General features: G+C 52.4%; 25 protein-coding genes. 15 read left to right on the forward strand and 10 right to left on the reverse strand.

Annotation, left to right across the window (positions count from 1 at the left end; genetic code table 11):
• Positions 1-24: 24 nt before the first annotated feature.
• Positions 25-954, reverse strand: coding sequence for an HTH-type transcriptional activator AaeR (aaeR, locus tag OGX83_RS03845; RefSeq protein ID WP_008785957.1), 930 nt, complete (start codon positions 952-954; stop codon positions 25-27).
• A 184-nt stretch (positions 955-1,138) separates the two neighbouring features.
• On the opposite strand from aaeR, the gene aaeX reads away from it, so the two are divergent.
• The 4 genes from aaeX to OGX83_RS03865 all read left to right on the forward strand — a co-directional run bounded on the left by aaeX (position 1,139) and on the right by OGX83_RS03865 (position 4,653).
• Positions 1,139-1,342: a p-hydroxybenzoic acid efflux pump operon protein AaeX gene (aaeX, locus tag OGX83_RS03850; RefSeq protein ID WP_003828816.1), complete on the forward strand. Its 204-nt coding sequence runs from the start codon at positions 1,139-1,141 to the stop codon at positions 1,340-1,342.
• A 7-nt stretch (positions 1,343-1,349) separates the two neighbouring features.
• Complete coding sequence (gene aaeA, locus OGX83_RS03855; RefSeq protein ID WP_003828814.1) at positions 1,350-2,282, forward strand: p-hydroxybenzoic acid efflux pump subunit AaeA; 933 nt, start codon at positions 1,350-1,352, stop codon at positions 2,280-2,282.
• A gap of 5 nt (positions 2,283-2,287) precedes the next feature.
• On the forward strand, positions 2,288-4,255 hold the full coding sequence (gene aaeB, locus OGX83_RS03860; protein WP_071444711.1) for a p-hydroxybenzoic acid efflux pump subunit AaeB: 1,968 nt from the start codon (positions 2,288-2,290) through the stop codon (positions 4,253-4,255).
• 119 nt (positions 4,256-4,374) lie between these two features.
• A complete protein-coding gene (locus OGX83_RS03865) occupies positions 4,375-4,653 on the forward strand; it encodes a barstar family protein (protein ID WP_286587404.1) in 279 nt (92 codons plus the stop codon).
• A 57-nt stretch (positions 4,654-4,710) separates the two neighbouring features.
• On the opposite strand, the gene yhcN is transcribed toward OGX83_RS03865, so the two are convergent.
• Together yhcN and argR are read right to left on the reverse strand one after the other, a co-directional pair.
• Positions 4,711-4,977 carry a peroxide/acid stress response protein YhcN gene (gene yhcN, locus OGX83_RS03870; RefSeq protein ID WP_003828812.1) on the reverse strand — a complete coding sequence of 89 codons (267 nt, stop codon included), beginning with the start codon at positions 4,975-4,977 and terminating at the stop codon, positions 4,711-4,713.
• A gap of 377 nt (positions 4,978-5,354) precedes the next feature.
• Complete coding sequence (gene argR / locus OGX83_RS03875; RefSeq protein WP_003025162.1) at positions 5,355-5,825, reverse strand: transcriptional regulator ArgR; 471 nt, start codon at positions 5,823-5,825, stop codon at positions 5,355-5,357.
• Between the two features lie 436 nt (positions 5,826-6,261).
• Between argR and mdh the strand changes: the two genes are divergently transcribed.
• Positions 6,262-7,197, forward strand: a complete 936-nt coding sequence (gene mdh / locus OGX83_RS03880) for a malate dehydrogenase (protein WP_008785953.1) — start codon at positions 6,262-6,264, stop codon at positions 7,195-7,197.
• 146 nt (positions 7,198-7,343) lie between these two features.
• Here the strand turns inward: mdh and degS are convergent, their stop codons facing one another.
• From degS to zapG, 3 genes are all read right to left on the reverse strand, one after another.
• Positions 7,344-8,411: an outer membrane-stress sensor serine endopeptidase DegS gene (gene degS, locus OGX83_RS03885; RefSeq protein WP_008785952.1), complete on the reverse strand. Its 1,068-nt coding sequence runs from the start codon at positions 8,409-8,411 to the stop codon at positions 7,344-7,346.
• Between the two features lie 89 nt (positions 8,412-8,500).
• Positions 8,501-9,868, reverse strand: coding sequence for a serine endoprotease DegQ (degQ, locus tag OGX83_RS03890; RefSeq protein WP_008785951.1), 1,368 nt, complete (start codon positions 9,866-9,868; stop codon positions 8,501-8,503).
• 168 nt (positions 9,869-10,036) lie between these two features.
• On the reverse strand, positions 10,037-10,435 hold the full coding sequence (gene zapG, locus OGX83_RS03895; RefSeq protein ID WP_003025147.1) for a Z-ring associated protein ZapG: 399 nt from the start codon (positions 10,433-10,435) through the stop codon (positions 10,037-10,039).
• A 192-nt stretch (positions 10,436-10,627) separates the two neighbouring features.
• On the opposite strand from zapG, the gene zapE reads away from it, so the two are divergent.
• From zapE to sspB, 5 genes are all read left to right on the forward strand, one after another.
• Positions 10,628-11,755, forward strand: coding sequence for a cell division protein ZapE (gene zapE / locus OGX83_RS03900; RefSeq protein WP_032945144.1), 1,128 nt, complete (start codon positions 10,628-10,630; stop codon positions 11,753-11,755).
• Positions 11,756-11,973: 218 nt separating this feature from the next.
• Positions 11,974-12,402 carry a 50S ribosomal protein L13 gene (gene rplM / locus OGX83_RS03905; RefSeq protein WP_003025141.1) on the forward strand — a complete coding sequence of 143 codons (429 nt, stop codon included), beginning with the start codon at positions 11,974-11,976 and terminating at the stop codon, positions 12,400-12,402.
• 15 nt (positions 12,403-12,417) lie between these two features.
• A complete protein-coding gene (rpsI, locus tag OGX83_RS03910; RefSeq protein ID WP_003025138.1) occupies positions 12,418-12,810 on the forward strand; it encodes a 30S ribosomal protein S9 in 393 nt (130 codons plus the stop codon).
• 316 nt (positions 12,811-13,126) lie between these two features.
• Positions 13,127-13,765: a stringent starvation protein SspA gene (gene sspA / locus OGX83_RS03915; RefSeq protein WP_003025132.1), complete on the forward strand. Its 639-nt coding sequence runs from the start codon at positions 13,127-13,129 to the stop codon at positions 13,763-13,765.
• A gap of 5 nt (positions 13,766-13,770) precedes the next feature.
• Positions 13,771-14,274, forward strand: a complete 504-nt coding sequence (sspB, locus tag OGX83_RS03920; RefSeq protein ID WP_032945142.1) for a ClpXP protease specificity-enhancing factor — start codon at positions 13,771-13,773, stop codon at positions 14,272-14,274.
• A 55-nt stretch (positions 14,275-14,329) separates the two neighbouring features.
• On the opposite strand, the gene dcuC is transcribed toward sspB, so the two are convergent.
• Entirely contained in the window at positions 14,330-15,697 is a 1,368-nt protein-coding gene (gene dcuC, locus OGX83_RS03925; protein WP_060683127.1) for an anaerobic C4-dicarboxylate transporter DcuC, read from the reverse strand.
• A gap of 359 nt (positions 15,698-16,056) precedes the next feature.
• Here dcuC and nanR point away from each other — a divergent pair, with 359 nt between their 5' ends.
• The 5 genes from nanR (at position 16,057) to nanQ (ending at position 21,038) form a co-directional block, all read left to right on the forward strand.
• Complete coding sequence (nanR, locus tag OGX83_RS03930; RefSeq protein WP_008785946.1) at positions 16,057-16,848, forward strand: transcriptional regulator NanR; 792 nt, start codon at positions 16,057-16,059, stop codon at positions 16,846-16,848.
• Between the two features lie 259 nt (positions 16,849-17,107).
• On the forward strand, positions 17,108-18,001 hold the full coding sequence (gene nanA / locus OGX83_RS03935; RefSeq protein WP_003828793.1) for an N-acetylneuraminate lyase: 894 nt from the start codon (positions 17,108-17,110) through the stop codon (positions 17,999-18,001).
• A 109-nt stretch (positions 18,002-18,110) separates the two neighbouring features.
• Positions 18,111-19,601, forward strand: coding sequence for a sialic acid transporter NanT (gene nanT / locus OGX83_RS03940; protein WP_048215451.1), 1,491 nt, complete (start codon positions 18,111-18,113; stop codon positions 19,599-19,601).
• A gap of 97 nt (positions 19,602-19,698) precedes the next feature.
• Complete coding sequence (gene nanK / locus OGX83_RS03945) at positions 19,699-20,568, forward strand: N-acetylmannosamine kinase (RefSeq protein ID WP_286587406.1); 870 nt, start codon at positions 19,699-19,701, stop codon at positions 20,566-20,568.
• Positions 20,569-20,570: 2 nt separating this feature from the next.
• Positions 20,571-21,038, forward strand: a complete 468-nt coding sequence (gene nanQ, locus OGX83_RS03950) for an N-acetylneuraminate anomerase (RefSeq protein ID WP_057067638.1) — start codon at positions 20,571-20,573, stop codon at positions 21,036-21,038.
• A gap of 58 nt (positions 21,039-21,096) precedes the next feature.
• On the opposite strand, the gene OGX83_RS03955 is transcribed toward nanQ, so the two are convergent.
• The 3 genes from OGX83_RS03955 to OGX83_RS03965 all read right to left on the reverse strand — a co-directional run bounded on the left by OGX83_RS03955 (position 21,097) and on the right by OGX83_RS03965 (position 25,283).
• Positions 21,097-22,377, reverse strand: a complete 1,281-nt coding sequence (locus OGX83_RS03955; RefSeq protein ID WP_286587408.1) for a cytosine deaminase — start codon at positions 22,375-22,377, stop codon at positions 21,097-21,099.
• The gene (codB, locus tag OGX83_RS03960; RefSeq protein ID WP_032945130.1) at positions 22,367-23,617 is read right to left on the reverse strand and encodes a cytosine permease; all 1,251 of its coding nucleotides are present in this window, start codon (positions 23,615-23,617) and stop codon (positions 22,367-22,369) included. The genes OGX83_RS03955 and codB overlap by 11 nt, the downstream gene beginning before the upstream one ends.
• A 247-nt stretch (positions 23,618-23,864) precedes the next feature.
• Positions 23,865-25,283 (reverse strand): glutamate synthase small subunit, encoded by a 1,419-nt coding sequence (locus tag OGX83_RS03965; protein ID WP_008785940.1) that lies wholly within the window; start codon positions 25,281-25,283, stop codon positions 23,865-23,867.
• Positions 25,284-25,286: the final 3 nt, after the last annotated feature.

The following is a 25,286-nucleotide window of genomic DNA, read 5'->3' on the forward strand; positions in this document are numbered from 1 at the left end:
CGCCTTATCCGGCCAATACTCTTTTTATTTCTCTTTTCCCCGGCCGTACATCCCCTGAAAAAGCTGCGCTACATCAACAAAATACTCCGTCAGATAGTTAATCACCACCTGGACCTTGAGCGGCAGTTTGTCTTTTTCGGTATACAGCGCATAGACCGGACGCGGATCCGACTGGTAGCGGGGGAGCAGGATCTCCACTTCGCCACGATTGATCTCATTGATCACCCACATCAGCGGCACATAGGCAATGCCCGCACCCGCAGCCAGCCAGCGCACCAATGTCATCGGATCGTTAGTCACAAAACGCCCCTCTGGTATCAGACGGGTGGAAATTCCTTCCGGAGCGATAAGCTCGAATTCATTATCCGGGCGCACGCTGTATTCCAGCCACGAGTGGTTGCTGAGATCGGCGGGTTTCTCCGGGGCACCAAACTGTGCGAGATAGCTTTTAGCCGCGCAGACTACCATCGGCATGGCACCCAGGCGACGCGAGAACAGACTGGAGTCCTGCAACGCACCGACGCGGATAACCACGTCCAGACCATCGGCGATTAAATCCGGTGCCGGGATGCCTGTTACCAGATTTACCGTCAGACCGGGGTATTCCTTCAGCATGGTCGCGGTCAATCCGGCGAGGACATTTTGTGCCATGGTTGAAGAACAACCAATGCGCAGTGTGCCGATGGGCGTGTTGTTAAAGGCATAAAGCTGCTCGTGAACATCCTGCGCTTCGTGCAGCATTCTCCGGCAGCCCTGGTAGTAAATTTTACCGGCTTCGGTCAGCCCAATGCTGCGTGTACTGCGGTTTAGCAGCTTAACCTGTAGCTCATCTTCCAGTTTGGAGACCGTCTGGCTTATCGATGAAACGCTCATTTGTAGCTGTCTTGCGGCGGCGGTGAAGGAGCCCAGTTCGACGACTTTGGCGAACACCGACATACGTTTTAATCGTTCCATTGTTCACTCTGGCTTAAAAGTGATTTAGATCACATAATATAGATAACAGCATAACAGTTACGTTAATATATTATTATTCAAATAACAGCTATGTCGCTCTCGCCTGGCTCATCCTTGCCCTTCTCTGCGGTGACATACGCTAGAAAATCTATCACCTGCACTCTCTTAAGTTACCAAGGTCAACATGAGTCTGTTTCCCGTTATCGTGGTGTTTGGTTTGTCCTTCCCACCGATTTTTTTCGAATTACTTTTGTCACTGGCGATTTTCTGGCTGGTGCGCCGGATGCTGGTTCCAACCGGCATCTATGATTTTGTCTGGCATCCGGCTCTGTTTAACACCGCGCTGTATTGCTGCCTGTTCTATTTAATAACGCGCCTGTTCGTTTGAGGTTGAAGTGAAAACACTAACAAAAAAACTCTCCCGTACGGCCACGACTCTCGTACTGGTCATTCTGGCCTTCATCGCTATTTTTCGCGCATGGGTGTATTACACCGAGTCGCCATGGACACGTGATGCGCGTTTCAGCGCGGAAGTTGTCGCTATTGCGCCGGATGTTGCGGGTCTTATTTCCAACGTTAACGTCCATGATAACCAACTGGTGAAAAAGGATCAGATTCTGTTCACCATCGATCAGCCACGCTATAAGAAAGCCCTTGAGCAGGCCGAAGCTGATGTTTCTTATTATCAGGTTCTGGCCCAGGAAAAACGCCAGGAGGCTGGCCGTCGTAACCGCCTTGGCGTGCAGGCCATGTCTCGTGAAGAGATTGACCAGTCAAACAACGTCCTGCAAACCGTATTACACCAGCTTGCGAAAGCACAAGCGACCCGCGACCTGGCAAAATTAGATCTGGAACGTACCGTCATTCGCGCACCAGCAGACGGTTGGGTCACTAACCTGAACGTTTATAGCGGCGAATTTATTACGCGTGGTTCCACAGCGGTGGCACTGGTCAAACAGCATTCTTTCTATGTGCTGGCTTATATGGAAGAAACCAAACTAGAAGGCGTTCGCCCTGGTTATCGCGCTGAGATCACCCCGTTGGGCAGTAATAATGTCTTAAAAGGCACCGTTGATAGCGTGGCGGCGGGGGTAACAAATGCCAGCAGTACGCAGGATGCAAAAGGTATGGCGACCATTGATTCAAATCTGGAATGGGTGCGCCTGGCGCAGCGTGTACCGGTACGAATCCGCCTTGATGAGCAGCAGGGAACTCTGTGGCCTGCCGGGACAACGGCTACCGTTGTCATTACCGGTAAGCAGGACCGTGATGCAAGCCAGGAGTCCTTCTTCCGTAAAATGGCGCACCGCCTGCGCGAGTTTGGTTAATCGCGATGGGTATTTTCTCCATTGCCAATCAGCATATCCGCTTTGCGGTAAAACTGGCGTGCGCGATTGTACTAGCGCTGTTCGTTGGTTTTCACTTCCAACTTGAGACTCCGCGTTGGGCGGTGCTGACTGCAGCCATTGTGGCGGCAGGCCCGGCCTTTGCTGCCGGTGGGGAACCCTATTCAGGGGCTATTCGCTATCGCGGCATGCTGCGTATTGTCGGGACATTTATCGGTTGTATTGCCGGACTGATCATTATCATCAGTATGATCCGCGCTCCGTTATTGATGATCCTGGTGTGCTGTATCTGGGCCGGATTTTGTACCTGGATCTCGTCACTGGTGAAGATCGAGAACTCCTATGCCTGGGGGCTTTCGGGCTATACGGCGCTGATCATCGTCATTACCATTCAGGCCGAACCGCTGCTGACGCCGCAATTTGCGCTCGAACGTTGCAGTGAAATTGTGATGGGGATTGTCTGTGCCATTGTGGCCGATCTACTTTTCTCTCCCCGTTCGATAAAACAAGAGATTGATGTTGAGCTGGACAGCCTGCTGGTGGCGCAATATCAACTGATGCAGTTGTGCATTAAGCACGGCGACAGCGAGGTTGTGGATAAAGCCTGGGGCGATTTAGTCCGTCGTACGGCAGCGCTGGAAGGTATGCGCAGTAACCTGAATATGGAGTCTTCACGCTGGGGGCGTGCTAACCGCAGGCTTAAGGCATTGAACACGCTGTCGCTCACGCTCATTACTCAGTCCTGTGAAACTTACCTTATTCAAAATACCCGCCCGGAACTTATCACCGACACCTTCCGCGAGTTGTTCGATACGCCGGTTGAAACGGTGCAGGATGTCCATAAACAGTTGAAGCGGATGCGTCGGGTTATTGTCTGGACTGGCGAACGTGAAACACCGGTAACGATTTATAGCTGGGCAGGTGCGGCGACGCGCTACCTGCTGCTCAAACGTGGTGTGGTGAGTAATACCAAGATTAGCGCTACGGAAGAAGAGATCCTGCAAGGTGAACCGGTGGTGAAAGTGGAGTCTGCCGAGCGTCATCATGCGATGGTTAACTTCTGGCGTACCACGCTTTCTTGTGTGCTGGGGACCTTATTCTGGCTATGGACCGGATGGACCTCCGGCAGCGGTGCAATGGTGATGATTGCGGTCGTCACCTCGTTGGCAATGCGTTTGCCAAATCCTCGCATGGTGGCGATAGACTTTATCTATGGGACGTTGGCAGCGTTACCGCTCGGAGCGCTCTATTTCCTGGTGATTATCCCTAATACGCAACAAAGTATGCTGTTACTGTGCCTGAGCCTGGCGGTGCTGGGATTCTTTCTGGGGATTGAGGTACAGAAACGACGCCTGGGATCGATGGGGGCGCTGGCCAGCACCATTAATATCATTGTGCTGGATAACCCGATGACCTTCCACTTTAGCCAGTTCCTTGATAGTGCGCTGGGGCAGATTGTTGGCTGCGTGTTGGCGTTTATCGTCATTCTGCTGGTGCGTGATAACTCTCGTGACAGAACAGGCCGCGTATTGCTCAACCAGTTTGTTTCGGCGGCGGTTTCAGCAATGACCACCAATGTAGTCCGTCGTAAAGAAAATCATCTTCCGGCACTTTATCAGCAGCTGTTTTTACTGATGAACAAGTTTCCCGGCGATCTGGCGAAGTTTCGCCTGGCGCTGACGATGATCATCGCGCACCAGCGCCTGCGTGATGCACCGGTACCGGTAAACGAGGATCTATCCGCATTCCATCGCCAGCTTCGTCGTACTGCCGATCACGTAATTTCAGCAGGAAATGACGACAAGCGCCGACGCTACTTTAGCCAGTTACTGGAGGAGCTTGAGGTCTACCAGGAGAAATTAATTATCTGGCAAGCACCGCCGCAGGTGACCGAGCCGGTAAAACGACTCAGTGGGATGCTGCACAAATACCAGCATGCGCTGGTCAGTAATTAAGAGTTGTAAACCGACGCTAAAAGCGTCGGTTTTTTTATGGCTATACTTACCTGAAAATGCGAGAGACCCCTGGATATTGGCGGTCTGTAGAGTAGCTGGCGTCGGGATGGTGGCTATAGATGAATATCTATACATTTGATTTTGACGAGATAGAAGATCAGGTCGATTTCTACCGCGAGTTCACGCGCACATTCGGTCTGGCCCGGGAAAAGGTTGTTGATTTGGATTCTCTGTGGGAGGTGGTGATCGGGGAAGTCTTGCCGCTGCCGCTGGAGATTGAATTTGTCCATTTACCGGACAAGCTGCGCAGGCGATACGGCGCGTTGATTTTACTGTTCGATGAAGCGGAAGAAGAGCTGGAAGGGCAGTTGCGTTTTAACGTTCGTCACTCAATGTAAGACATAAAAAAGCCCCCGGCAGGCGGGGGCAAGTCGTCGGACTTAGACGACGAGGGTTTATTTGTAGAGTTCTGCAGTAGCGTGCCAGTGAGCACCTTCACGGAGTTCGGTGACGCGATAGCTGCTGGCGCCTGCTTTTTCAGCTTTAGCGGCGATGGCCTGACGCATGTCCATTGGTGAACTACCGATCTGAGAGACGGAGACGCTACCGATGGATTGCAGATTCTGTGCTTCTTGTGAGTTCACCTGAGTAACCGCGGCGCTTGCACCGAAGGAGAGAACAGAAAGAAGGCTTAAGGTTGCAATAGTAGTTTTGATTTTCATGATATTTACCTCGTCGAATTCTTTTATTGGGGGTCTGTGTTTCGTGACCCTCATCACAAAATCAAGTATACACTAATCACCCAATAAATTAATACCACGCTAATTGTTTCGCTGGGTTTTGAGTGTTAAGAAAATGATTTTTTATAACTCAATGGAATTAAAAAGAGCATTTCAAACAGCTTATACAAAATAAATTTAATTAAATCATGTAGATGCTTTATTTTGCAAAATGTGCGTTTTTAAGGCTGCATATTCACCATGTGAATGTGTTTTGATGGTTAAACGCACCATTTGTTAAATCAATAGCAGTGGAAAAGAGAAGGAGGGGGATGAAAAGAGAGTGTTTTCCCCCGCCGCGAGGCGACGGGGAGGCGGTATTACAGTTCTTGTTCGAACAGTTCCAGAATGGCTTCGTACAGATCTTTTACCGTAAAACCCTTAGCTGGGGTGGTGAAGATGGTATCGTCACCGGCAATCGTACCCAGGATACCTTCCGCTTTCCCCAATGAGTCCAGCAGACGTGCAATCAACTGAGCAGCGCCAGGGCTGGTATGAATAACCACGACCGCATCGTTATAGTCGATATCCAACACCAGATTTTTCAGCGGGCTGGAGGTCGTGGGTACGCCCAGCTCAGCCGGAAGGCAGTACACCATTTCCATTTTCGCATTGCGGGTACGCACGGCGCCAAATTTGGTCAGCATGCGTGAAACCTTGGACTGATTGATATTATCAAAGCCCTGATCCTGCAACGCGAGGACGATTTCGCCTTGAGAGCTGAACTTTTCTTCTTTAAGTAGCGCTTTAAACGCCTTTACTAATTCTTCTTGTTTTGCCGAGCTTCGCATAAGTCACCCGTAATATGGCGGTAGAAACAACATTATTGTGCATACAGATGAATTTTTATGCAAACAGCCTGCCTTGTTCAAGGCTGAAATAATGTTATGAAAGAGCGGAATTTTATCAAATTTCGTTATCAAGAAACATGCCTGTGTCACGGCTCGCAAATAAGGTTAAAAGTAAATTAAATGTTATCAAATTGATGTTGTTTTGAGAGGCGGGTAGGGTATATTGTCAGCACCTGTTGGAAAGTTGCTCTACTGTGTGGGTGGTTTTGAATTACGTAACTTAGGTTTTATTTTACGTAAGTTAAATGCATAAAAGCCAAATTTGCGTGACTACGCATTCTTGACGCGTGGTTGTTGTATTCATTGGATTTGTGAATTAAGGTCGCCGCCGCGGAGCAATAGACATTTTGCTTATCAATATAATAAGGAGTTTAGGATGAAAGTTGCAGTCCTCGGCGCTGCTGGTGGTATCGGTCAGGCGCTAGCATTACTGTTAAAAACCCAACTGCCTTCAGGTTCAGAACTCTCCCTGTACGACATCGCTCCAGTAACACCTGGTGTGGCCGTTGATTTGAGCCATATCCCTACTGCTGTGAAAATCAAAGGCTTCAGCGGCGAAGATGCTACCCCTGCACTGGAAGGTGCTGATGTGGTACTGATCTCTGCGGGTGTCGCACGTAAACCGGGTATGGATCGTTCCGACCTGTTCAACGTCAACGCCGGAATCGTGAAGAACCTGGTGCAGCAAGTTGCTAAAACCTGCCCGAAAGCGTGTATCGGTATCATCACCAACCCGGTGAATACTACCGTTGCTATCGCTGCAGAAGTGCTGAAAAAAGCAGGCGTATACGATAAGAACAAACTGTTTGGCGTGACCACGCTGGACATCATCCGCTCCAACACCTTTGTTGCGGAACTGAAAGGCAAACAACCAGGCGACGTTGAAGTTCCGGTTATTGGCGGCCATTCTGGCGTGACCATCCTGCCACTGCTGTCACAAATTCCTGGCGTAAGCTTCACCGAACAAGAAGCAGCTGACCTGACTAAACGTATCCAGAATGCGGGTACTGAAGTTGTGGAAGCCAAAGCCGGTGGTGGTTCTGCAACCCTGTCTATGGGTCAGGCTGCTGCACGTTTCGGCCTGTCCCTGGTTCGCGCATTGAGCGGCGAAAAAGGTGTGGTTGAATGTGCTTACGTTGAAGGCGACGGCCAGTATGCTCGTTTCTTCTCTCAGCCGCTGCTGCTGGGTAAAAACGGCGTAGAAGAGCGTCAGTCTATCGGCAAGCTGAGCGCGTTTGAACAAAGCTCGCTGGAAGGCATGCTGGATACGCTGAAAAAAGATATTACTCTGGGCGAAGAGTTCGTTAAGTAACGCGAGAGAGGCCTGCGTGTATTTGTAGGCCTGATAAGCGTAGCGCCATCAGGCATTACGTACTAACTCTCTACGATATCGCCTAATAAAAACCGGAGCCAACATGCTCCGGTTTTTTTATGGTCAGTAGGCCGCCAGACGTGACGTTAATTGGTGGCTGGGTATTCCTGGATCGTTACCTGCAGCGTCAACTGTTTGTCATCACGCATCACGACAACGGAGATAACTGAACCTGGTCGAATCTCTGCCACCTGGTCCATCGTTTCCAGCGCAGACACCGCCGGTTTGTTATTGACCGAGATAATCAGATCGTTAACCTGAATGCCTGCCTGTGCTGCCGGACCATCCGGGGAAACTTCGTTAACCACAATCCCCTGAATTTGATCCATCCCGCCGCCCTGAGCGTGCAGTGGTGCAATTTCGCGACCGCTGATGCCGATGTAGCCACGAATCACGCGCCCGTCACGAATCAGCTTATCCATGATTTTGGTCGCCAACTGAAACGGAATGGCAAAGCCGATCCCTTCCGGGGTTTCGCCATCGTTGCTCTTATCAAATGACAGGGTGTTAATCCCCATCAATTCACCCAGTGAGTTGACCAGCGCACCGCCGGAGTTTCCGTGGTTGATGGAAGCATCTGTTTGCAGGAAGTTTTGCCGTCCTGTCGGGTTCAGGCCAATTCGACCGGTGGCGCTGATGATCCCCTGAGTGATGGTTTGCCCAAGGTTGTACGGGTTACCGATGGCGAGTACCACGTCACCAATGTGCGGCACGCGTTTGTTATTAATTGGGATTGTTGGCAGCCCGCCAGTGGCGTTGATTTTCAGCACCGCAAGGTCGGTTAACGTATCAGACCCCACAAGCAGCGCTTCAAATACGCGGCCGTCCTGCAATGCGACGATGATTTGGTCGGCATCGTTAATGACGTGCTTATTGGTAATGATATAGCCGCGCTGATCCATGATAACGCCTGAGCCGAGCGTGCGGATCTCAAGCTGGTTGTGCGCGGTACTGTTCATACTGCGGTTATAAACGTTCACAACGGCAGGCGCTGCGCGGCGAACCGCCGGGTTATAGCTAGCGGGCGTTTCATCTGCACTGTCGAACTGCGGTGCGGTAAGCGTATTAATTTTTCGCAGAGAGGGCATCGCGGCCAGCAGGATGGCGCCGACGATTAAACCAATCGCGACCGAACGTAAAAGCTTCACAAACATGATGGCGGCGTCATTAATAAAGGGAACGGCAGCAGCATATCACGAGTTTACCGGACATCACACGAGGGGCTGATGTCCGGTTGCATGCGTTAACGCAGGAGCAGGTAAATACTCTCGTTACCGCGCACCACCTGCAGAGCAATGATCGACGGTTTCGCTTCCAGCACTTTTCGCATTTCGGCGATTGAGTTTACGCGATCGCGGTTAACGCCAATGATAACGTCATCTTTATGCAGACCGGCCTGTGCTGCAGGGCTGCTTTTTTCTACGTTATCAATTCTGATGCCTTTGGTGCCGTCTTTTAACTGACCGTCGCTGAGCGTGGCCCCTTGCAACGCAGGCGCAATCATCTCTGCGCTGGCGGACGATGATGTGCTGGTATCGAGGGTGACTTCAACCTCGAGCGGTTTACCGTTACGCAGCAGGCCCAGTTTGACCTTGGTCCCAGGTTCAGTTGTTGCAATGCGTGAACGCAGCTCGGCGAAGCTGTTGAGCGGTTTACCGTTGAGGCTGGTAATGACGTCACCAGATTTCACTCCCGCTTTTGCGGAGCCGGAGTTAGGCAGAACCTCACTGACAAACGCGCCACGCTGTACGTCCAGTTTGAACGCTTTGGCGATATCCGAGGTCATTTCGGTGCCTTTGATACCCAACAGACCGCGTTTGATTTCACCAAACTGCATCAGCTGCTGTGCCAGCGTGCGCGCCATGTTGCTCGGGATTGCAAAACCAATCCCGATGCTGCCGCCGCCGGGGGCCAGAATCGCGGTGTTAATACCGATCAGCTCACCGTTCAGGTTGAGCAATGCGCCGCCGGAGTTACCGCGGTTGATAGAGGCGTCAGTCTGAATAAAGTTTTCCAGACCTTCCAGGTTCAACCCACTGCGACCCAAGGCAGATACAATGCCGGAGGTGGCTGTTTGACCCAAACCGAACGGGTTACCCACAGCCACCGCGAAATCACCCACGCGGAGTTTATCGGAGTCAGCAATGGCAATTTGCGTCAGGTTGCTGGGGTGCTGAATTTGTAGCAGTGCGATATCGCTCTGATCGTCGCTGCCGATAAGCTTAGCGTCGAACTCTCGGCCATCATTAAGCTGAACGCTGATTTTTTGCGCCTGATTAATAACGTGGTTATTGGTCAGAACGTAGCCTTTGGCTGCGTCAATGATGACCCCTGAGCCCAGCCCTTCAAAGGGTTGTGACGGTTGATCGGGAAGTTCATCACCAAAAAACTTTTTGAACTCTTCCGGGACTTTCTGCCCCTGAGTGGCGGTACCTTCAACCCTTACGCTCACCACGGCAGGTAACACTTTCTCCAGCATCGGAGCGAGGCTGGGAAGCGCAGCCTGACCGGGAACCTGGCCGGGGATAGACGCTGCGGCCGGGAATGGCGCCGAGAGAGTTAACCCGACACTTAACGCTAATGCACTCAACAGCTGGGTTTGTTTTTTCATGGATCCTGCTCTCGTACCTTGAGTAAACGGAAGATGATTCAAAACAGGTTGATGTTATTGAATTTTCGGTTAGGTCACAATGCGGCTAACGACTAAATAATAGCTGGGACAGGAAGAGAAGCGGAGGGCGCAATTGCTGCGCCCAATAAATTTCTTAACGATGTGCGGTTAGTCGCGCTTTGCGCCGCTACGCAGCAGGCCGGATGCCCCTTCAGAATAGTCACGTGGCATCTGAACCGGCGCCTGATCGTTGCCTGCTTCAGACTCTGCCAGACGGTTACGGAACGGGTTGTTTTCCGGCGACATACCCGGCAGCAGGTTGCTGGAGCTTTTCGCCATGTGCTGGTAAATCTGACGATAATCGTCCGCCATGTTATCCAGCAATTCAGCGCTGCGGGCAAAGTGGCTCACCAGCTCTTCGCGGTACTCTTCCAGCTCAGCTTTATTTTTTTCCAGTTCGTACTGCAATGCCTGCTGTTGGCGTAATTTACGATTACCAAAACGCATGGCTACAGCACCAATAATGATACCGACGACTAACCCAATTAGCGCATATTCCCAGGTCATGAACATCTCCCGTTGTCTTGTGTTTCCGTAGGGTGTTGGCTTTAGGCTCCATGCCTGCGCCTGATTATGCCACTATAACCGCTAATCCCGTAGAAGTGGAATCCCGTGTTTATATCACGTAATGTAGAACGGCCTTTTTTTCGTCAACCGTGAGCGACGGCACATCGATTCTCAAGGAATAACAATAACATCATGCAAAGCTTTTCCCCTACATCGCGTTACCAGCAAGCCCTCAACGACGGCAGTCATCAACCCGACAACGTACAACTCGAAGCCGTGAATCGACTGGAAACAATTTTCCAGGCGCTTACAACGCCAGCACGTCCTGCGCCGCAGGAGAGTGGACTGATGGCGCGTTTTGGTAAATTGCTGGGCAAGCGTGAGTCACCGATCAACGCGCCGGTGCGTGGTTTATATATGTGGGGCGGAGTTGGGCGCGGAAAAACCTGGCTGATGGATCTGTTCTACCATAGCCTGCCGGGCGAACGTAAACAGCGTTTGCACTTCCACCGTTTTATGCTGCGCGTCCATGAAGAGCTTACTGCTTTACAGGGGCAGAGCGATCCGCTGGAAATCATCGCCGACCGCTTTAAGGCCGAAACGGACGTGCTGTGCTTTGACGAATTTTTTGTTTCCGATATCACCGACGCCATGCTGCTCGGCGGCCTGATGAAAGCGCTATTTGCCCGCGGTATTACGCTGGTGGCGACCTCCAATATTCCGCCAGATGAGCTGTATCGCAACGGTTTGCAACGCACGCGTTTTCTTCCTGCCATTGATGCCATCAAACAGCATTGCGACATCATGAATGTCGATGCCGGCGTCGATTATCGTCTGCGCACCTTAACGCAGGCGCATTTGTGGTTGTCGCCATTGAATGAGGAAACCCGCCAGCAGATGGATAAGCTTTGGCTGGCATTAGCGGGAACCAAAGGTGAACATGCGCCAACGCTGGAGATCAATCATCGTCCGATGCAGACGCTGGCCGTCGAAAACCAAACGCTGGCGGTGTCGTTTACCACGCTCTGCGTCGATGCCCGGAGTCAGCATGACTACATTGCGCTGTCGCGTCTGTTTCACACGGTGCTGTTGTCTGATGTGCCGGTCATGACCCCGCTGATGGAGAGTGAAGCGCGACGCTTTATCGCATTGGTGGATGAGTTCTACGAACGCCACGTCAAGCTGGTGGTCAGTGCGGCATCACCCCTCTATGAAATTTATCAGGGCGAGCGTCTGAAGTTTGAATTTCAGCGTTGTTTGTCGCGTTTGCAGGAGATGCAAAGCGAAGAGTATCTGAAGCGGGAACATTTAGCCGGTTAAACCTGCCGCAAATCACATAAAGGGGTCGATCTTTGACCCTGACTTCTCTATAATCTTGCGACCCCACGTTACGAGAGAGTTTTTTTCCCAAAACTTTCTATGCGCCGGCATAGGCTATTCGAAGGGGTAGGTTTGCTGGACAATGTCGTGTGAACCTCAACTGACAAAACGTTTGGGTGTTCACCAACGTGTAACTTATTTATTTGGGTAAGCTTTTAATGAAAACTTTTACAGCTAAACCAGAAACCGTAAAACGCGACTGGTATGTTGTTGACGCGACCGGTAAAACTCTGGGCCGTCTGGCTTCCGAACTGGCTCTGCGCCTGCGCGGTAAGCACAAAGCGGAATACACTCCGCACGTAGATACCGGTGATTACATCATCGTTCTGAACGCTGACAAAGTTGCTGTAACCGGCAACAAGCGTACTGACAAAGTGTACTATCACCACACCGGCCACATCGGTGGTATCAAACAAGCGACCTTTGAAGAGATGATTGCTCGCCGTCCTGAGCGTGTGCTTGAAATCGCGGTTAAAGGCATGCTGCCAAAAGGCCCGCTGGGTCGTGCTATGTTCCGTAAACTGAAAGTTTACGCTGGCAACGAGCACAACCACGCGGCACAGCAACCGCAAGTTCTTGACATCTAATCGGGATTATAGGCAATGGCTGAAAATCAATACTACGGCACTGGTCGCCGCAAAAGTTCCGCAGCTCGCGTTTTCATCAAACCGGGCAGTGGTAAAATCGTAATCAACCAACGTTCTCTGGAACAGTACTTCGGTCGTGAAACTGCCCGCATGGTAGTTCGTCAGCCGCTGGAACTGGTCGACATGGTTGAGAAACTGGATCTGTACATCACTGTTAAAGGTGGTGGTATCTCTGGTCAGGCTGGTGCGATCCGTCACGGTATCACCCGCGCTCTGATGGAGTACGACGAATCCCTGCGTGGCGAACTGCGTAAAGCTGGCTTCGTTACTCGTGATGCTCGTCAGGTTGAACGTAAGAAAGTCGGTCTGCGTAAAGCACGTCGTCGTCCTCAGTTCTCCAAACGTTAATTGTACTCTGCTTCGGCAGACGACAATTTGCGAAAAAACCCGCTTCGGCGGGTTTTTTTATCGTTATTTCTCGCCTCAGATCCACGGTAATCCGCTGATTGCCACCTCTTTTTCCCCATTTCAAGAATCGACTCACCACAAAGGTCACAAAATCTGGTAAACTATCATCCAATTTTCTGCCCAAATGTCCGGTATCGTTCATTTTTTGTTTGTATTTTGAACAGTAATGACTTTCCCGAGTCTGGGTGACATCACTTCTGGCTGGCCACTGAGTGGCTGGTAGCAGTAAAAATTCTGAATATACCTGGAGGTTTTCATGGCTGTCGCTGCCAACAAACGTTCGGTAATGACGCTGTTTTCTGGTCCTACTGACATCTATAGCCATCAGGTCCGCATTGTGCTGGCTGAGAAAGGTGTTAGTTTCGAGATTGAGCATGTGGAGAAGGACAATCCACCTCAGGATCTGATCGACCTCAACCCGAATCAGAGCGTACCGACACTGGTGGATCGTGAGCTGACCCTGTGGGAATCTCGCATCATTATGGAATACCTGGATGAGCGCTTCCCGCATCCGCCGCTGATGCCGGTTTACCCGGTTGCGCGTGGTGAAAGCCGCCTGTACATGCAGCGTATTGAAAAAGACTGGTACACGCTGATGAACGTCATCGTGAACGGTTCTGCTTCTGAAGCCGAAGTCGCGCGTAAGCGTCTGCGCGAAGAACTGCTGGCAATCGCGCCAGTATTTGGCCAGAAACCTTACTTCCTGAGCGATGAGTTCAGCCTGGTAGACTGCTACCTGGCGCCGCTGCTGTGGCGTTTACCGCAGCTGGGTATTGAATTCAACGGTGCAGGTTCGAAAGAACTGAAAGGGTACATGACTCGCGTCTTCGAACGTGACTCTTTCCTGGCTTCTCTGACTGAGCCTGAACGTGAAATGCGTCTGGGCCGGGGTTAACCTGTATGGATTTGCCACAGCTAACACCACGCCGTCCGTATCTGCTGCGCGCGTTCTATGAGTGGTTGCTGGACAACCAGCTCACGCCGCATCTGGTGGTGGATGTGACGCTCCAGGACGTGCAGGTTCCAATGGAATATGCGCGTGACGGGCAAATTGTTCTGAATATTGCACCGCGTGCGGTGGGCAACCTGGAACTGGCTAACGATGAAGTGCGCTTTAACGCGCGCTTCGGTGGTGTGCCGCGTCAGGTGTCTGTGCCGTTGGCTGCCGTTCTGGCAATTTATGCACGTGAAAATGGCGCCGGTACGATGTTTGAACCGGAAGCCGCCTACGACGAAGATGTTGCCAGCTTAAATGATGACGACAACGACACGTCTGGTTTTGAGAGTGAAACGGTCATGTCGGTCATTGATGGCGATAAACCTGATAATGGCGACGACAACGATCCGGATGATACTCCGCCACCGCCTCGCGGTGGGCGTCCAGCGCTGCGCGTAGTGAAATAAGTAGTGAAATGAAAAACAGGCCCTTTGGGGCCTGTTCTGTTTTCTGGCTTTGGTATCAATAAAACAGCGCGATGGTGGCTACCATATTCACCACAAATCCTACTGCCATCGGGATTGCTGTACGTTTTACCACTTCAAAGGGCGATACGCCGGCAATACCCGATGTCACGACAATTACAGCGGTTATGGGTGACACCGCGCGGGCAAGCGTAGTGGCAAAATGCATCGGCATAATCATTACTACCGCAGGAATATGCAGCCCGGCGGCAATATCCGGAATGAGGCTGGCAAAAGACATAAACGGCGCGTTGCCTGACCCCATGACGATTGCGCAGGCGGCGATGACCACCGCCATGATGATCATCACGCCGATACCGCCAAGACCGGAATGCTCTGCGCCTTTTATTACGGCATCGACAGTCCCGATAGTCGTCAACCCTTTCGCAAAGATTTCACCGGCGACCACCAGGGTGACAACGTTGGCAAACTGTGTCCCCATGCCGTCAAAAAAAGCCTGCACATCATCCATCGTTTCGCGCAGATTATGTTTATGCAGGAATTCAACAAACATAGTCAGCGTCATGCTCATCAACATTACCACCACCAGATTCAACTCTGCTTTCATTAGCCCCATTTGTGCAAGGGCAAGCGAGCCCAGCATCAGGATCAGCGGCATCACCGGCAAAATGGCGTAATAGAGCGGGGGTACGTTTTCCAGCGTCTTTTGTTCCGCAAATCCGTTACTTTCCGGTGCGGCTTTTTTATCAAATTGACGCTGAACGAAAAAATGCGCAATGGCGACGGCGACAATGACACACGACGCGACGGGCAACTGGTATTGAAAGAAATAGGTGGCGATTTTCATGCCCGCGACCTGCGCGGCAAAAATAGAGTTGGTTTCCAGAATGCCCCATTCAATCGACATCGAAGTGGCAATGACCGCAACAGCGGATAAACGGCTCACGCCAAGGCTAACCAGCGTTGGGAACAGCGTCACCATCAGCAACATACCTAACCCGGATGCGCTGGTAATGAATTGCGCCATGATCTGACCAATCACATAGGTGGCGGCAAGCACTACATAGGGTGAACGGATTAGCTTGAGCGGGCGGCTTAACAGGCTAACCATCGCTCTGCTGGCCCCCATTCTGTCCATATAACGGGCATAACCGCCCACCGCCATGATTGATAACCCCAGTCCGGCCGCGCGGTTGGAGAGCATACGCAAAATTTCGTTGTAAATATCGACCAGCAGATAGCCACTGCTTTTGTCGTTAGCGACCAACGCGCCGTAGCCCAGCCAGACGCCGCAGATCATCAGGAAGATCCCGGCGGCGGCCAGCACGACCTGCGGTTTGTAGTTTTTGAGGATCAGGTAACCCATCGTTAATAAAACGATGACAGAGATAATGATGCCGAACATTGTTTCACTCCATGCCAGAGAAGAAGATAAATCCGGTAATAACGCTGTTGTCAAAACGGATGTTATATTTTTCTGGGCATTTTTTATGGAGTGAATATCTTATTTTTAATTCGATGATGTAATTATTTATCGTTATAAAATAGAAGGTTATGATAAATTATCACGTTCATATTCATAATTTTCATGAAGCTATTTAACTCCATTCAATTAAAATGAGGCAGAAGATACTCGCTTAAAATAATATTGCTGTTACGTATATTATCAATAGGCCAGCCGGATCAGATCGTCCATCATTTCACCCTGCTTTCGATCCTGTGTTAGGATAAACCCGCTGTTGTTTGTCACCACGACTTAGCTGAATGGACCCTATGAACGCATTTGATTCGCAAGCTGAAGACTCTCCATCCACCATTGGCCGTAGCTTACGCAATCGCCCGTTGGCGCGTAAAAAACTGTCTGAAATGGTTGAAGAAGAACTGGAGCAGATGATTCGTCGTCGGGAATTTGGCGAGGGCGAACAGTTGCCGTCTGAGCGGGAGCTGATGGCCTTCTTTAACGTGGGCCGTCCTTCTGTACGAGAAGCGCTGGCCGCGTTAAAACGCAAAGGTCTGGTTCAAATCAACAACGGCGAGCGCGCCCGCGTTTCGCGTCCTTCTGCTGATACCATCATCAGCGAGCTGTCTGGCATGGCGAAAGATTTCCTCGCACATCCCGGCGGCATTGCCCACTTCGAGCAGTTGCGACTGTTCTTTGAATCCAGCCTGGTTCGATACGCCGCCGAACATGCGACAGATGAGCAAATCGACAGACTGGCTAAAGCACTGGAGATCAACAGCCAGTCGCTCGATGACAATACGTTGTTCATCCGCTCGGACGTTGATTTTCACCGTGTACTGGCTGAGATCCCGGGCAATCCTATCTTTATGGCTATCCATGTTGCGCTGTTAGACTGGCTGATTGCCGCCCGTCCGACCGTCGCCGATCAAGAGTTGTATGAGCACAACAACGTGAGTTATCAGCAGCATATCGCGATTGTCGACGCAATTCGCCAGCGCGATCCTGAAGAAGCTGACCGCGCACTGCAAGAACACCTCAATAGCGTTTCCGCGACCTGGCATGCCTTCAGCAAAAGTAAAAAGTTGCGTAAGTGATCGCGATCCCGACGATCGTTTAAACACAAAATCATTCAAGTTGCATCAAGGCGGCAAGAGAGCGAGTTCCCTGGAGCATAGATAACTATGTGACAGGGGTGAGCGAACGCAGCTAACGCAGAGGCGGCTCGAAGGATGAAGTGTTTAGTGAAGTAGATCGCACTATAAGCGTTCTGTATTGTATTGCTGCTTATTTGATCTGGTATAACAGGTATAAAGGTATGCAGTTAGATAACACTAATCATCGTCAGAGGTCGTTATGGCAAGAGATTTAAAAGGCGTAATGCCAGCGTTGTTAACCCCATTCGATAACCAACAGAGACTGGACATCGAGAGTTTGCGCCGCCTGGTGCGTTTCAACATTGGTCAGGGTGTAGACGGGCTCTATGTCGGTGGCTCAACGGGTGAGGCCTTTGTCCAAAACCGCGTTGAAAGAGAGCAGGTACTGGAAATTGTTGCCGAAGAGGCGAAAGGCAAGGTGACGCTGATCGCCCATGTTGGCACGGTGAGTACTGAAGAGAGCCAGCAGCTGGCGAGCGCCGCGCATCGTTACGGCTTTGATGCCGTTTCGGCCGTTACACCGTTTTACTATCCGTTCAGCTTTGAAGAACATTGCGATCACTACCGCGCAATTATTGATTCCGCTGATGGTTTACCGATGGTGGTCTATAACATTCCGGCGCTGAGCGGCGTAAAACTGACGCTGGATCAGATCAACACGCTGGTAACGCTGCCAGGCGTTGGCGCACTGAAGCAAACTTCAGGCGATCTCTATCAGATGGAACAGATCCGCCGCGCTCATCCCGATCTGGTGCTTTATAACGGCTATGACGAGATCTTCGCTTCCGGACTGCTTGCGGGCGCAGATGGCGGTATCGGTAGCACTTACAACATCATGGGGTGGCGCTATCAGGGAATTGTGAAAGCGCTCAAAGAAGGTGACATCCGCACGGCGCAAAAGCTGCAAACTGAGTGCAATAAGGTTATCGATCTGCTCATTAAGGTTGGCGTGTTCCGCGGCCTGAAAACGGTACTGCACTATATGGATGTGGTTTCTGTCCCACTGTGCCGTAAACCCTTTGCCCCGGTAGATGAACACTATCTGCCGGAACTGAAAGCGCTGGCAAACCAACTGCTGGCGGAAAAGGCGTAATCACGGGTCGCCGGGGGCGTTTCGCTTGCCCGGCCTGGATTTTCGACCGTAGGCCGGGTAAGGCAAAGCCACCACCCGGCACAACAACAAAAATCGTCGGGAGAGTAAAATGAGTACTTCTACCCAAAGCATCCCGTGGTATCGCCATCTCAATCGGGCACAATGGCGGGCATTTTCCGCCGCTTGGCTGGGATATTTGCTTGATGGTTTCGATTTTGTGTTAATCGCTCTGGTGCTGACAGAAGTGCAGGGCGAATTCGGACTGACGACGGTGCAGGCTGCCAGCCTGATCTCGGCCGCCTTTATCTCCCGTTGGTTTGGCGGGTTAATGCTGGGGGCAATGGGCGACCGCTACGGACGCCGCCTGGCAATGGTCACCAGCATCATTCTGTTCTCTGTGGGAACGCTGGCCTGCGGTTTCGCGCCGGGCTACACCACCATGTTTATCGCCCGCCTGGTTATCGGTATGGGAATGGCCGGTGAGTATGGCTCCAGCGCAACCTATGTTATTGAAAGTTGGCCTAAACACCTGCGAAACAAAGCCAGTGGTTTCCTGATTTCCGGCTTTTCCGTTGGTGCCGTGATCGCCGCCCAGGTCTACAGTCTGGTGGTCCCGGTCTGGGGATGGCGCGCGCTGTTCTTCATCGGCATCCTGCCAATTATCTTCGCCCTCTGGCTGCGTAAAAATATTCCGGAAGCGGAAGACTGGAAAGAGAAACACGAAGGCAAAGCGCCGGTACGCACGATGGTGGACATTCTCTACCGGGGCGAGCATCGGGTAATTAATATTCTGATGACGCTCGCCGCAGCAACTGCGCTGTGGTTCTGCTTTGCTGGCAACCTGCAAAATGCGGCTATCGTGGCGGTTCTTGGACTGATATGCGCGTTTATCTTCATTAGCTTTATGGTGCAAAGCAGCGGGAAACGCTGGCCGACGGGCGTGATGCTGATGGTGGTCGTGCTATTCGCCTTCCTGTACTCGTGGCCGATTCAGGCGCTGTTGCCAACCTATCTGAAAACCGAACTGCTGTACGATCCTTCCACGGTGGCCAGAGTGCTCTTCTTTAGCGGCTTTGGTGCGGCGGTCGGTTGTTGCGTCGGCGGTTTTCTTGGTGACTGGCTGGGCACGCGTAAAGCTTATGTCTGCAGTCTGTTGGCCTCGCAGTTGCTGATTATTCCGGTGTTTGCGATAGGCGGTTCAAACGTCTGGGTACTGGGTTTGCTGCTGTTTTTCCAACAAATGCTCGGCCAGGGGATCTCCGGGATCTTACCAAAACTGATTGGCGGCTATTTCGATACCGATCAGCGTGCGGCGGGATTGGGCTTCACCTATAACGTGGGCGCACTGGGCGGGGCTTTGGCACCGATCATCGGCGCACTGATTGCCCAACGTCTGGATCTGGGTACCGCGCTGGGATCGCTCTCTTTCGGCCTGACATTTGTAGTGATCCTGCTGATTGGTCTTGATATGCCGTCCCGTGTACAGCGCTGGCTGCGTCCTGAAGCGTTGCGTACGCATGATGCCATTGATGGTCGACCGTTTAGCGGTGCCGTGCCGTTCGGCGGTGACAAAAGCACCATGGTGAAATCCAAAAGTTAATCCAGTTGCCCGGTGCTGAACCGGGCAATAGCCGTAAGGGAAGGAATATGTCGTTCTTCGAGCTACAGAGCGCCACTACGATGCATGAGGCGGCGTCATGACCACACTGGCGATTGATATTGGCGGCACCAAATTGGCTGCCGCGCTGGTAGACAACAATCTGCAAGTCCGCGAGCGGCGTGAACTGCCGACGCCTGCCAGTAAAACGCCGCAAGCGCTGCGCGCCGCGTTACAAACACTGGTTGCACCGCTACAGGGGCGTGCTAATCGGGTGGCGATCGCCTCGACGGGGATTATCCGTGAGGGGGCTTTACTGGCGCTGAATCCGCATAACCTCGGTGGGTTGATGCATTTTCCGCTGACACAAACGCTGGAACAAATCACCGGCCTGCCGACGCTGGCCGTCAATGACGCACAGGCAGCGGCGTGGGCTGAGTACCATGCGCTTGGTGGTGAGTACCGCGATCTGGTGTTTATTACCGTCTCTACAGGCGTGGGCGGGGGAGTCGTCAGCGGTGGGAAACTGCTGACCGGAGTCGGCGGTCTGGCTGGGCATCTGGGACATACGCTGGCCGATCCTCATGGACCCATGTGCGGCTGCGGGCGTGTGGGCTGCGTTGAGGCGATCGCATCCGGTCGTGGAATAGCGGCTGCTGCCGAAGGCGCGCTTGCCGGATGCGACGCCAAAACTATTTTTAGCCGTGCCGGGCAGGGGGATGAGCAGGCAAGCCGGTTGATCCATCGCTCAGCGCGTACTTTGGCAAGGCTTGTTGCCGATGTGAAGGCCACGACTGATTGTCAGTGCGTGGTCATTGGCGGCAGCGTTGGGCTGGCTGAAGGGTATCTGGCGCTGGTGGAACATTATCTGGCACAAGAGCCTTGGGCCTATCACGTGGAATTGCTGGCGGCGCATTACCGTCATGACGCTGGATTACTGGGGGCCGCGCTGTTGGCCCAGGGAGAATGATGATGATATCAGATGCGTTGAATTCACTGCCTTCTGCCGGATTACATCCGGTCTTGCAGCAGGCGTTAACGCTTGCCATTGCGGCGAATCCGCAGGAGAAGACGCCTGGGCGCTACACGTTGCAGGGCGAGAATATTTTTATGAATGTCATGCAATTTACAACGCAGAGCCCAGAGCATAAGAAAGCGGAGCTGCATCAGCAGTACATTGATATTCAGATGCTGTTGTCCGGCGAAGAACGGATTCTGTTCGGGATGACCGATTCTGCTCGTCACTGCGAAGAGATGCACATCGAGGATGATTATCAGCTGTGCAGCCAGATTGCCGATGAACAGGCTATGGTACTGAAGCCGGGAAAATTTGTGATTTTTATGCCGGGCGAGCCGCATAAACCGGGTTGTGTGGTGCAGACCCCGATGGACATCAAAAAGGTGGTGATCAAAGTCCGCGCCAGCTTATTACAAGCTTGAGAATGAGAGACTGTGTCGGATGGCAAAGCTTACGCCATCCGACATGGAATGTAACGTCCTAGCGCTTAAACGTCACCGTTTCTGGCTGCGTCAGATGCAGTGTGGTTTGGCTTGGGACCGTCTCGGCAATGACTCGACCATGACGAATGGAATAACGGGCAGGCGTCTGGCGACGAACCGCGTCAAACCCATTTTCTGCAGGCAAAATCACCAGATTCGCAGAATTCCCCACGTTCAGACCATAGTCCTGCAGATGCAGGGTTTTCGCGCTGTGGGTGGTGACCAGGTTCAACCCATCGTTAATTTGTCCGTATCCCATCAGCTGGCACACGTGTAATCCCATATGCAGCACCTGCAGCATATTCGCAGTGCCCAGCGGATACCACGGATCGAAGACGTCATCATGACCGAAGCAGACGTTGATCTCCGCTTCCAGCATCTCTTTGACGCGCGTAACACCACGACGCTTAGGATAAGTGTCAAAGCGCCCTTGCAGGTGAATATTCACCAGTGGATTTGCGACAAAGTTAATGCCGGACATTTTCAACAGGCGGAAAAGACGGGAAGCATACGCGCCGTTGTAGGAATGCATCGCCGTGGTATGGCTGGCGGTCACGCGCTCGTCCATATTGTAGCGATGCGCCAGCGCCGCAACGGTTTCAACAAAGCGGGATTGCTCATCATCGATTTCGTCACAGTGCACGTCGATAAGTTTGTCGTATTTTTGCGCCAGAGCGAAAATCTTATGCAGCGACTCTACGCCATATTCACGCGTGAATTCAAAGTGCGGGATCGCGCCAATGACGTCAGCGCCCAGACGCACGGCTTCCTCCAGGAGCGCTTCACCGTTGGGATAAGAAAGAATGCCTTCTTGCGGGAACGCGACAATCTGTAGCTCTACCCACGGAGCGACTTCTTGCTTCACCTCCAGCATGGCTTTTAGCGCCGTCAACGTAGGGTCGGAAACGTCAACGTGGGTACGGACATACTGGATGCCGTTGGCCATCTGCCACTTCAGGGTCTGCATGGCGCGCGCTTTGACGTCTTCGTGAGTGAGCATTGCCTTACGTTCAGCCCAGCGTTCAATGCCCTCAAACAGCGTACCAGACTGATTCCAGCTCGGCTCGCCCGCGGTTTGCGTAGTGTCCAGATGGATATGTGGCTCAACGAACGGTGGGATAGCCAGACCGCCTTCAGCATCAAGCACTTCACCCTGTGGTAACGTCGCTGCGTCTTGAGGCTCAATACGGCTAAAGCGCCCGTTTTCAATCGTGATTTGCCATAACCCTTCACGTCCCTGTAAACGCGCCTGATGAATGGTGATGTTATTATTCTGCATGGCTGACCTCCGGGGATTTAGCAAGGCTGCGATTGAAAAGTGGATTCAGCAGGATATAGCTGAATACGCCGCCGAGTACGGCATTGACGGGCACGATGCCGGGAATATAGTGACCTGCGGCGATGCCCAGTGCAACGGACAGGATCGCTATCCAGTTTACGGAAATAAATTGCGCTTTGCTGAAGTCGGCATAGCGGCGATGGTTCAGCAAATAGTCGGCGATGATCACCCCGCCAATCGGGGGAATCGCTGCCGACAGAAATGTCAGCCAGCCGACAAAGTTATTGTAAAGCCACAGCGCGCACAGTGTGCCAATAATACCGTTAGCCACCGACAGCGTACGGCTGGAAAGGCCGGTAATATTGGCAAATCCCAGGCCCGATGCGTACAGCGCATTATCGTTGGTGGTCCAGATATTCAGACCAAGAACGATGATTGCGGGCAGCAGCAGTCCCTGGGCAATCATCACGTCAGAGATATCCGCCTGTCCAACCGCAGCCGCGCCCGCAGCGCCGAAGATGAACATCAAGGAGTTGCCAAGGAAAAACGCCACCATGGCGATCAACACCGCGCCTTTGGCGTTGCGGCCAAAACGGACGAAGTCAGCGGTTAACGTCCCTGCGCTGACAAACGAGCCGACTACCAGCGCCAGTGCGGTGGAGAAATCCAGCGGCGTTTGCGGCACTATCGCTTTTAAATGCTCCAAACCGCCGACATCGCTCACTGCCAGCCAGACGGAGTAGCTGCCAAGTACGACGATGGCAGGCACGGCGATGATAGATAAAACGGTCAGCGCTGAGATGCCAAAAAAGATGGTCAGGGTCATCAACAGACCGGAAACCGCAATCAGGATATTGACGTCAATTCCCGTCGCTTTGCCAACCGGGATAGCAAACATGGCCACACCAACGCCAAACCAGCCTACCTGTGTGCCGCCTAAAAGCAGAGAGGGAAGCCATGAACCTTTCACACCAAATGAGTAACGCGCCAGAAGGTGGGTTGAGAGCCCTGTTTTTGCGCCGATAAAACCGAGAAATGCAGTGTAAATACCGAGGAGAAGATTACCGAAGAGAACTGCCAGGAAGAAATCATTATAAGAAAGACCGGTACCGAGTGTGCCACCGGTCCACATACTGGCGGAAAAGAATGTGAGTCCCAACATGACAAATGTTAGTGGAACTACGCCTTTTCGCGCCGCCAGAGGGACGGGGCCCTGGCTATAATTGTTGTCTTGCGACACAACGCCTCCATGAATTTTGCCCAAAAAATCCGCCGCATAATATACAGTTCTCAACGTAAAGCAAACGTTTTCGTCTGATTTTTACATGGTTATTATTCATGATGTTGATCTGTTTGGGGGGTTAAGGTTATTTGCCCTGTTTACTAAACGTGTTGTCAGACTGGCTTAATCGGCAGGTTTGGCGGTATTGCGGCAGGAATTTGGCATCTCACCCACCAGGGCAGATGAGATGCCTTAAGAGGCTGTATTACACTTCCAGGTAGTTCAGGATACCGTCTGCCGCTTTACGACCTTCGGCAATCGCGGTGACTACCAGATCCGAACCGCGCACGATGTCGCCACCGGCGAAGATTTTCGGGTTGCTGGTCTGGAAGGCGTTGTCGCTGCGCTCTGGAGCAATAATGCGGCCCTGAGAATCCAGTTCGACGCTGTGTTTTGCCAGCCACTCCATACTGTGCGGACGGAAGCCAAACGCCAGTACCACCGCATCTGCCGGAACAACGTGTTCGGAACCGGCGACGATCTCCGCACGGCGACGGCCCTTCGCATCCGGTTCACCCATTTCGGTACGCGCCATTTTCACACCGCATACCTTACCGTTGGCGTTCACTTCCACGCCTAAAGGCTGGACGTTGAACTGGAATTCGACGCCTTCTTCACGCGCATTTTTCACTTCGCGTTTGGAACCCGGCATGTTCTCTTCGTCACGACGATAAGCGCAGATGACATGTGCTGCGTTCTGGCGAACCGAGGTGCGCACGCAGTCCATCGCGGTATCGCCACCGCCGAGAACGACGACGCGTTTGCCTTCCATGCTGATGTACGGCTCGTCGCTGCTTTCGCCAAAGCCCATCAACTGTTTGGTATTGGCGATCAGGAACGGCAGGGCATCAAACACACCGGAAGCGTCTTCGTTTTCCAGCCCACCGCGCATCGACTGATAGGTACCTACGCCAAGGAACACGGCGTCATAATCTTTCAGCAGATCGTCAAGCTGTACATCGCGGCCCACTTCCACGTTCAATTTGAACTCAATGCCCATACCGGTGAAGATTTCACGACGGCGGGTCATCACCTCTTTTTCCAGTTTGAAGGCTGGAATACCGAAGGTCAGCAGACCGCCGATTTCCGGGTGGCGGTCAAATACCACCGCCTTCACGCCGTTGCGGGTCAGCACATCAGCACAGGCCAGGCCTGCCGGACCGGCACCGATGATCGCCACGCGCTTGTCGGTTTGACGCACGCCGGTCATATCCGGGCGCCAGCCCATTTCGAATGCTTTATCGTTGATATAGCGCTCGATGTTACCGATAGTCACCGCGCCGAACTCATCGTTCAGCGTACAGGATCCTTCACACAGACGATCCTGCGGGCACACGCGGCCACAGACTTCCGGCAGAGTGTTGGTCTGGTGCGACAGTTCTGCCGCTTCAAAAATACGCCCCTCGTTCGCCAGTTTCAGCCAGTTCGGGATGTAGTTATGCACCGGGCACTTCCACTCGCAGTACGGGTTACCGCAGGACAGGCAGCGGTCTGCCTGTGCTTTGGCCTGGCCTTCGGAAAACGGCTCGTAGATCTCGATAAACTCGATCTTACGGATCTTCAGCGGCTTCTTAGGCGGATCAACGCGCTGCAGGTCGATAAATTGGTATACGTTCTGACTCATTGC

The sequence above is a fragment of the Citrobacter sp. Cpo074 genome (assembly GCF_030332745.1).
GTDB lineage: Bacteria > Pseudomonadota > Gammaproteobacteria > Enterobacterales > Enterobacteriaceae > Citrobacter > Citrobacter portucalensis.